We start from the raw sequence: 544 nt of genomic DNA on the forward strand, positions 1-544 counted from the left end.
TTCGAACACTAGCGATTATTTTTGAATTCAAGCTTTTAAAAACTCTAATTCACTCGGTTTTGCTTGGTAAAATCTATCTTACTTACTATCTAGTTTTCAATGTACAATACTTTCCGAGATCAGCTTTTCAGTCGATTTCGATCGATTGAAACTCACTGTCTTACGGAAATTTTAATTCAAACGCAAATATTTTATAACAGCATTTGAAATATAAAATTATTAATGGTGGAGACTAGCGGGATCGAACCGCTGACCTCCTGCGTGCAAAGCAGGCGCTCTCCCAGCTGAGCTAAGCCCCCATATATTAAGTTTAGAGTGGGCCTAAGTGGACTCGAACCACCGACCTCACGCTTATCAGGCGTGCGCTCTAACCAGCTGAGCTATAGGCCCGTAATTACTCGCATCAGTGAATACTCAAATGAGCATTCAAAACTAAATGCAATATGTCACGTTATTCCTTACTTTCTATCGAAAGTATTCCGTATAAAATCCTTAGAAAGGAGGTGATCCAGCCGCACCTTCCGATACGGCTACCTTGTTACGA

The 544-nt window shown here is 40.4% G+C and carries 2 tRNA genes; both read right to left on the reverse strand.

What is annotated here, in order from left to right:
- Positions 1-223: 223 nt before the first annotated feature.
- Positions 224-299 (reverse strand) — tRNA-Ala (locus tag N9R04_RS11295).
- A 17-nt stretch (positions 300-316) separates the two neighbouring features.
- A tRNA-Ile gene (locus tag N9R04_RS11300) sits at positions 317-390 on the reverse strand.
- Positions 391-544 lie beyond the last annotated feature (154 nt).

The organism is Staphylococcus marylandisciuri, from assembly GCF_025519785.1.
In the GTDB taxonomy this organism is placed as follows: domain Bacteria; phylum Bacillota; class Bacilli; order Staphylococcales; family Staphylococcaceae; genus Staphylococcus; species Staphylococcus marylandisciuri.